General features: G+C 62.1%; 4 protein-coding genes and 2 pseudogenes. 3 read left to right on the forward strand and 3 right to left on the reverse strand.

The features are described 5' to 3' along the window. Positions 1–195 (forward strand): annotated as a pseudogene (locus HX846_RS17005) (LysR family transcriptional regulator); the annotation flags it as partial. On the opposite strand, the gene HX846_RS39595 reads toward HX846_RS17005, so the two are convergent. The 3 genes from HX846_RS39595 to HX846_RS17015 all read right to left on the reverse strand — a co-directional run bounded on the left by HX846_RS39595 (position 125) and on the right by HX846_RS17015 (position 4,447). After that, the gene (locus HX846_RS39595; protein WP_076013218.1) at positions 125–322 is read right to left on the reverse strand and encodes a PA3496 family putative envelope integrity protein; all 198 of its coding nucleotides are present in this window, start codon (positions 320–322) and stop codon (positions 125–127) included. The pseudogene HX846_RS17005 and the gene HX846_RS39595 sit on opposite strands and share 71 nt — an antisense overlap. 222 nt (positions 323–544) lie before the next feature. After that, on the reverse strand, positions 545–1,411 hold the full coding sequence (hexR, locus tag HX846_RS17010) for a transcriptional regulator HexR (RefSeq protein WP_003213447.1): 867 nt from the start codon (positions 1,409–1,411) through the stop codon (positions 545–547). A gap of 162 nt (positions 1,412–1,573) precedes the next feature. Continuing rightward, the gene (locus tag HX846_RS17015) at positions 1,574–4,447 is read right to left on the reverse strand and encodes a GGDEF domain-containing phosphodiesterase (RefSeq protein ID WP_178965760.1); all 2,874 of its coding nucleotides are present in this window, start codon (positions 4,445–4,447) and stop codon (positions 1,574–1,576) included. A 279-nt stretch (positions 4,448–4,726) separates the two neighbouring features. Between HX846_RS17015 and uvrD the strand changes: the two genes are divergently transcribed. Both uvrD and HX846_RS40410 read left to right on the forward strand, forming a co-directional pair. Further along, positions 4,727–6,910 (forward strand): DNA helicase II, encoded by a 2,184-nt coding sequence (gene uvrD / locus HX846_RS17020; protein WP_003213452.1) that lies wholly within the window; start codon positions 4,727–4,729, stop codon positions 6,908–6,910. 191 nt (positions 6,911–7,101) lie between these two features. Then, positions 7,102–7,253 (forward strand): annotated as a pseudogene (locus HX846_RS40410) (hypothetical protein); the annotation flags it as partial.

Genomic DNA, 7,253 nt, shown 5'->3' on the forward strand with positions numbered 1-7,253 from the left:
AGGGAGCTGCCGGTGGAAGAACTGCCGCTGTACCGCAGTTGGTGCCTGGTGCAGGCCAAGGCCAAGCGCCTGTCACCGGTGGCCCATGCATTCCTGGGCTTTATCCGCAGCGAGCGGCTGCAGATCAGCGCGCTGGCTGAGCGCTTCGCTGGGCAGCTGCGGGTGCCTGCCAGTGGAGTTCCGGATAGTCACTGATGCTCTGTTGCAATTGACGCTGATCGCAGCGGTCTTCAATTGCGCGACGGAAGGCCATGCGGCGCTGGTCTTCCTGCTGGCGGCGGGTCTTGACGGTGCTGTTGCTTTCTTCGTATTGCCGAGCCATTTCGAGTCTCCCAATGCGAGTAAGGGGAGTTCAGGATGGGCTCGGGCAATGACGGTTTAGCGGCATGGGGATGACAGGACGATGAATCTTGCGGGGCAGGACCCAATCAAAATGTGGGAGCGGGCTTGCTCGCGAATGCGGTGGGCCAGCCAGCATATTCAGTGACTGACACTCCGCATTCGCGAGCAAGCCCGCTCCCACAATGGGTCCGCGTACAAACTATCAGTCGTCGAGGGCTTTTACGGACTTGGGTGACAACCGAAGGCTGCGCAAGCTGCGCTTCACGCTCTTGAGGTGGTTGACCAGGCTCGGGCCGCGCGCCATGGCCACGCCCATGGCCAGCACGTCGATCACCACCAGGTGGGCGATACGCGAGGTCAGCGGCGTGTAGATCTCGGTGTCCTCGTGCACATCGATCGCCAGGTTGACGGTCGACAGCTCTGCCAATGGCGTCTGGCTCGGGCACAGGGTAATCAGGGTCGCGCCGCTTTCACGCACCAGGTTGGCGGTGATCAGCAAATCCTTGGAGCGGCCGGACTGGGAAATGCAGATCGCCACGTCGCTGGGCTTCAACGTCACCGCCGACATCGCCTGCATGTGCGGGTCGCTGTAGGCCGCCGCCGTCAGCAGCAAACGGAAGAACTTGTGCTGGGCATCCGCCGCCACCGCGCCGGACGCGCCGAAACCATAGAACTCCACGCGCTGGGCCTGGGACATGGCGGTCACGGCTTTTTGCAGCTCCACCGGGTCGAGCTTTTCGCGCACTTCCATCAGGGTGTGCAGGGTGGTGTCGAAGATTTTCAGGCTGTAGTCGGCGACGGAATCGTCTTCGTGGATCGCAAACTGGCCAAAGCTCGCACCGGCCGCCAGGCTCTGGGCCAGCTTGAGCTTCAAGTCCTGGAAACCGGAGCAACCGATGGCGCGGCAGAAGCGCACGATGGTCGGCTCGCTGATGCCCACGCTGTGGGCCAGGTCGGCCATGGAACTGTGCATCACGGCCGCAGGGTCAAGCAGCACGTGATCGGCAACCTTGAGTTCCGATTTGCGTAACAGGTGGCGCGACTGGGCGATATGTTGCAACAGGTTCAAAGGGCTGGACTCTTGTTATTGGCAGACGCCAGGGATGTAGCAAGCTTGTAGTTATACTACAAGAATTAACGATTTGCCCGTTCGATGCATCACTTAATCACGCTGCTGCCCGCTGATTCAGCGGGCAGGCTCGATGTAGCCCCGCGTGCGGCTTGGGCTCAACTATGGAAAATCGGCATTTTTTCGTAACAAATCCGCCAAGCCATCCGCTTCCACCGGCCGACTGATCAAATAGCCCTGCACCTCGTCGCACTGCTCATCCCGCAAAAAGTCCAGCTGCTGCTGATCTTCCACACCCTCGGCCACCACCTTGAGCGACAGCCCGTGGGCCATGGCAATGATGGCGCGGGTGATCGAGGCATCTTCGCGTCCCTGGCCCAGGCCGCGAATGAACGTCTGGTCGATCTTCACGTAGTCCACGGGGATGCGCTTGAGGTAACTGAGGGATGAGTAACCGGTGCCGAAATCATCAATCGCCAGCTTCACCCCCAGGTCGCGCAGTTGCTGGAAGGTCGAGATGATGTGCTCGACGCTGTCGAGCAGCTGGCTTTCGGTCAGTTCCAGCTCCAGGTATTGCGGATCAAGCCCGGTTTCTTCCAGCACCTGGCGCACCAGGCTGATCAGCTTGCCCTGGCGCAGTTGGTGCACCGACAGGTTGACCGACACCCGAATCGGCGCCAGCCCCTGGCGTTGCCATTCACAAGCCTGCCAGCACGCCTGGCGCAACACGAACTCCCCCAGCGGCACGATCAGGCCGGTTTCTTCGGCCAGCCCGATAAAGTCGCCGGGCGGCACCATGCCCCACTGCGGATGTTCCCAACGAATCAATGCTTCGGCCGCATTCAGCTTGCCACTGGCCAGGCACAGTTTGGGTTGGTAGAACACCGTGAGCTGGCGCTCATCAATCGCCTTGCGCAGCTGGTTTTCCAGCTGCAACCGTTCCAGGGTGCTGGCCTGCAGGCTGTCGGTGTAGAACTGGAAGTTATTACCGCCCAGGTGCTTGGCGTGCTGCATGGCCATGTTCGACTGGCTGACCAGCGCGGATATTTCCCGCGCATTGTCGGGCAACAGGCTGACGCCCATTGAGGCACTGACCACCAGCTCGTGCCCTTCCACCGTCACCGGCACCCGCAACTTGGCCAGCAACCGCGTGGCCACCCGCGCCAGGCTCGACAGGTTGCCGTAGGCGTCGAACAGCACGGCGAATTCATCGCCAGAGAGCCGCGCTATGGTGTCGGCTTCGGGCAAGGCGTTGATCAAGCGGCGGGCCATTTTCTGCAACAACTGGTCGGCCACTTCATGCCCGAGGCTGTCGTTGAGCAGCTTGAAACGGTCCAGGTTGATATGCAGCAAGGCCAGGCTGCGGCCACCCTGGCGCACCCGCTGATGGGCTTCGCGCAACCGCTCGCGGAACAGCGAGCGGTTGGCCAGCCCGGTCAATTCGTCGTAGTGCGTGAGGTAGCGCATGCGCTCCTCGGATTCGCGGCGCGCAGACAGATCGGCGAAGAAGCCCACGATATGGCTGACGTTTCCCCGAATATCCCGGACTACATTCAGTTGTAGCCATTGCGGGTAGAGTTCGCCGTTCTTGCGGGTCTCCACGAGCTCGCCCTGCCAGGTGCCGTGGCTGAGCAACGCCTGGCGGATCACCGGGAAGTGGCGCCGTGCGTCGCGGCTGCTGGGCAGCTCCACGACATTGCGCCCGATCATGTCGTCAATGTCGAAGCCGGTGACGCGGCTGAATGCCTGGTTGACGGCTATCAGCACGTAGTCCGGATCGAGGATCACAATGCCTTCGCTGGCCGCCTCGAACACCGTCGATGCCAGGCGCTGCTGTTCTTCCAGGACCTTGCCGGCGCTGATGTCGCGGCGGGTGCCGAGCATCCGCGTGACGCGTCCACTGGGCGAGCGCTCCACGGCGCGGCCACGGTCCTGGATCCATACCCAATGGCCATCGCCATGGCGCACCCGGTATTCCACCAGGTAGTCCTCGCTGCGGCCTTTAAGGTGCTCCACCAGCGCGCGCTTGAGCAGCGGCAAGTCGTCCGGATGCAGGCGTGGCTTGAGGTGGCTGAGCATCGCCGTGACGTATTCCGGCTCCAGGCCGAACAACTCCTTGAGCTGGGTATGGTGGACCTCATCGGTTTGCAGGTTCCAGTCCCACAGCCCCAGTTCGCTGGCCTGCAGCGCCATGGCCAGACGCGCCTCGCTTTTGCTCAGGGCCAGGCTCGCCGCGTCCAGTTCCTGACTGCGCTGATCGACGCGTTGCTGCAGGCCGATCTGTGCTTCGCGCAACTCTTGTTCGACCTGGCGCCGCTGCTCCACCTCACGCACCAGTTCCTGGTTCAGTCGCTCGCTGCGTTGCTGCGCTTGCTGCAGGTGCTCGATCAACGCCTGGTTCTGGAAGCGCCTGAGCAGCCCGCGCTGGATCAGGCGATTGACCTGCCATGCCACCAGGCTCAGGGATGCCAGCAGAATCAGGCCCAGGCAACCCCAGCCTTGCTGTTGCGGGTCGCCGCTCCAGAATAAATAGAGGATGGCCGGCACCAGGCAGGGCACGGCAAACGACAGGAAAGCCGGCAGACTGACGGCATAGGCCACACTGGCGGACAAGGTCGCCGCGCCGAGCAGGCCGAACACCCAGGCCTGTTGCGCAAAGCTGTCCACCGGTACCAGGGCGATGGCAGCACTGGCCAGCGTCAAGCCGCTGACGGCTGAGCCCAGCATGAACATGCGTCGCCAGATCGGTTGCGCCTGGCGGCTGGGCATGGCGGAATCGAACGCCGCCACCTGAATTACCCGCAAGGCCACCAGCGCCAGCAGCCATACCAGCCAAATGCTGTCCAGCAGATAGCGCTGCGGGCTCCAGAGCAACCAGGCGCAGACCAGTCCATTCACCAGCATTAATAAAGTAGGCAGCAGGGAGCCTTGGTAAAGCAGGCGCGTGCGCTCCACCGCCATCTCCATGGCGTAGTGCTTGCGGATAACCTGCGCCGGCGCCACGGAGGGTCCCGCCAGGTCAATGCTAAGGGTCATAGGCAGTGTTCTTATAATGGTGAGCCCGAAACGTCGACGGAGCATACACAAGCAAACGCTCGGGCCAAACTGCCCCAAGTCATAAAAACAGCGCGACAATCAGGCGCAAACCTTGGAGCCAGACAGCTTGAGTGAGACAGGGCGCGGGCTGTGGGCGATGACCGACCGGTCATCACCGTGAATAGATTGTTGCCTTATCCTGTGTCGACGCAGAAGTTTTCCCGTGACCACCCGGCATTGGGATTTGCCCGACTCCCCCGGGCACCCTAGAATGCGCCGATGCGCGATGATCTCTCTCTTTTGCTGAACTCCCTCAACGATGCCCAACGCCAGGCCGTAGCGGCCCCCGTTGGCCGTCAGTTGGTCCTGGCCGGTGCTGGCTCCGGTAAAACCCGAGTGCTGGTGCACCGTATCGCCTGGTTGATCCAGGTCGAGAACGCCTCACCGCATTCCATCCTGTCGGTGACCTTCACCAACAAGGCCGCTGCCGAGATGCGTCATCGCATCGAGCAGTTGATGGGCATCAGCCCGGCCGGCATGTGGGTGGGCACCTTCCACGGCCTGGCGCACCGCCTGTTGCGGGCGCATTGGCAGGAAGCCGGCCTGAGCCAGACCTTCCAGATTCTCGACAGCGACGACCAGCAACGCCTGGTCAAGCGGGTGATCCGCGAGCTGGGCCTGGATGAACAACGCTGGCCGGTCCGTCAGGCCCAGTGGTTCATCAATGGCCAGAAAGATGAAGGCCTGCGCCCGCAACATATCCAGGCCAGCGGCGACCTGTTCCTGGCCACCATGCGCAGCATTTATGAAGCCTATGAAGTGGCCTGCCAGCGCGCTGGCGTCATCGACTTCTCCGAACTGCTGCTGCGCGCCCTCGACTTGTGGCGCGACAACCCGGGCTTGCTGGCGCACTACCAGAAACGCTTCCGCCACATCCTGGTGGACGAGTTCCAGGACACCAACGCCGTGCAGTACGCCTGGTTGCGCCTGCTGGCCAAGGGCGGCGACAGCCTGATGGTGGTGGGCGACGACGACCAGTCGATCTACGGCTGGCGTGGCGCGAAAATCGAGAACATCTACCAGTACAGCGACGACTTCCCGGACGCCGAAACCATCCGCCTGGAACAGAACTACCGCTCCACCGCCGGGATCCTCAAGGCCGCCAACGCCTTGATCGCCAACAACACCGGGCGCCTGGGCAAAGAGCTGTGGACCGACGGCGGCGAAGGCGAAGCGATCAACCTGTACGCCGCCTTCAACGAACACGATGAAGCGCGCTACGTGGTGGAAACCATCGAAAGCGCCCTGAAAACCGGCCTGGCCCGCAGCGATATCGCGATTCTCTACCGCTCCAACGCCCAATCACGGGTATTGGAAGAGGCCCTGCTGCGCGAGCGCATTCCGTATCGCATCTATGGTGGCCAGCGCTTCTTCGAACGTGCCGAAATCAAGAACGCCATGGCCTACCTGCGCTTGCTGGAAGGTCGCGGCAACGATGCGGCGCTGGAACGGGTGATCAACATTCCGGCCCGCGGCATCGGCGAGAAGACCGTCGAGGCGATTCGCGACCACGCACGCCACAGCGATGTGTCGATGTGGGAAGCGATGCGCCTGCTGATCGCCAACAAGGGCCTGACCGGCCGTGCGGCCGGTGCCTTGAGCGTGTTTGTCGAGCTGATCGAGAACCTGGCCGCCAAGTGCATGGAAATGCCCCTGCACCTGATGACCCAGACCGTGATCGAGCAGTCCGGCCTGATCGCCTACCACGAAGCGGAAAAAGGCGAGAAAGGCCAGGCCCGGGTAGAAAACCTTGAGGAACTGGTCAGCGCCGCCCGCGCGTTCGAAAACACCGAAGAAGACGAAGACCTGACGCCACTGGCGGCATTCCTCGGCCACGCTTCCCTGGAAGCCGGCGACACCCAGGCTGATGAGCATGAAGACAGCATTCAGCTGATGACCTTGCACAGTGCCAAGGGCCTGGAATTCCCCTACGTGTTCCTGGTGGGCATGGAAGAAGGCCTGTTCCCCCACAAGATGAGCCTGGAAGAACCCGGCCGCCTTGAGGAGGAACGCCGCCTGGCCTACGTGGGCATCACCCGGGCGATGCAGAACCTGGTGATGACCTACGCCGAAACCCGGCGCCTGTACGGCAGTGAGACCTACAACAAGGTGTCGCGCTTCGTACGTGAAGTGCCGAAAGGGCTGATTCAGGAAGTGCGCCTGTCCAACAGCGTCAGCCGACCGTTCGGCGGCGGCCAGCAGCAGAACTCCAGCAGCATGTTCGCTGGTTCGGAAATCCCCGAGACGCCGTTCAGCCTTGGCCAACAGGTCAAGCACGCGATCTTCGGCGAAGGCGTGATCCTCAACTTCGAAGGCGCCGGTGCCCAGGCCAGGGTGCAGGTGAACTTCGCCGAAGGCAGCAAGTGGCTGATGATGGGCTACGCCAAGCTCGAAGCAATCTGAAACAACTGTAGAACATGAAGGATGTTGCCCCACCCTTGTATTTGGCAGCGGTGGGGCCAATATCTGTAATAAGTCCTACAGACGATTCGGTATTGGCCCTACGCAAAAGCCCGAAACACTATGCCGCTAGCCACTGACATCACACCTGTGCAACATGGCGCGCGTGCAATCCACAAATGGGAATTCCCTTTATGAAACGTTTTCTTAGCATCGCCATGGCGTTGTGCATCGGCCTGACGATGAGCCTCGACGCCAACGCCAAGCGCTTCGGTGGCGGCAAATCCATGGGCTCGGCGCCGAGCCACCAGACCAGCCAAATGGCCCCATCCGGCGGCGGCATGGG

Origin of the sequence: Pseudomonas sp. K5002 (assembly GCF_013386655.1) — a bacterium.
Classification (GTDB): domain Bacteria; phylum Pseudomonadota; class Gammaproteobacteria; order Pseudomonadales; family Pseudomonadaceae; genus Aquipseudomonas.

Bases quoted from the DNA above. Each gene is read 5' to 3' on its own strand.
- uvrD (WP_003213452.1), top strand. From the start codon at position 4,727: ATGCGCGATGATCTCTCTCTTTTGCTGAACTCCCTCAACGATGCCCAA.
- HX846_RS17015 (WP_178965760.1), bottom strand. From the start codon at position 4,447: ATGACCCTTAGCATTGACCTGGCGGGACCCTCCGTGGCGCCGGCGCAG.
- HX846_RS39595 (WP_076013218.1), bottom strand. From the start codon at position 322: ATGGCTCGGCAATACGAAGAAAGCAACAGCACCGTCAAGACCCGCCGC.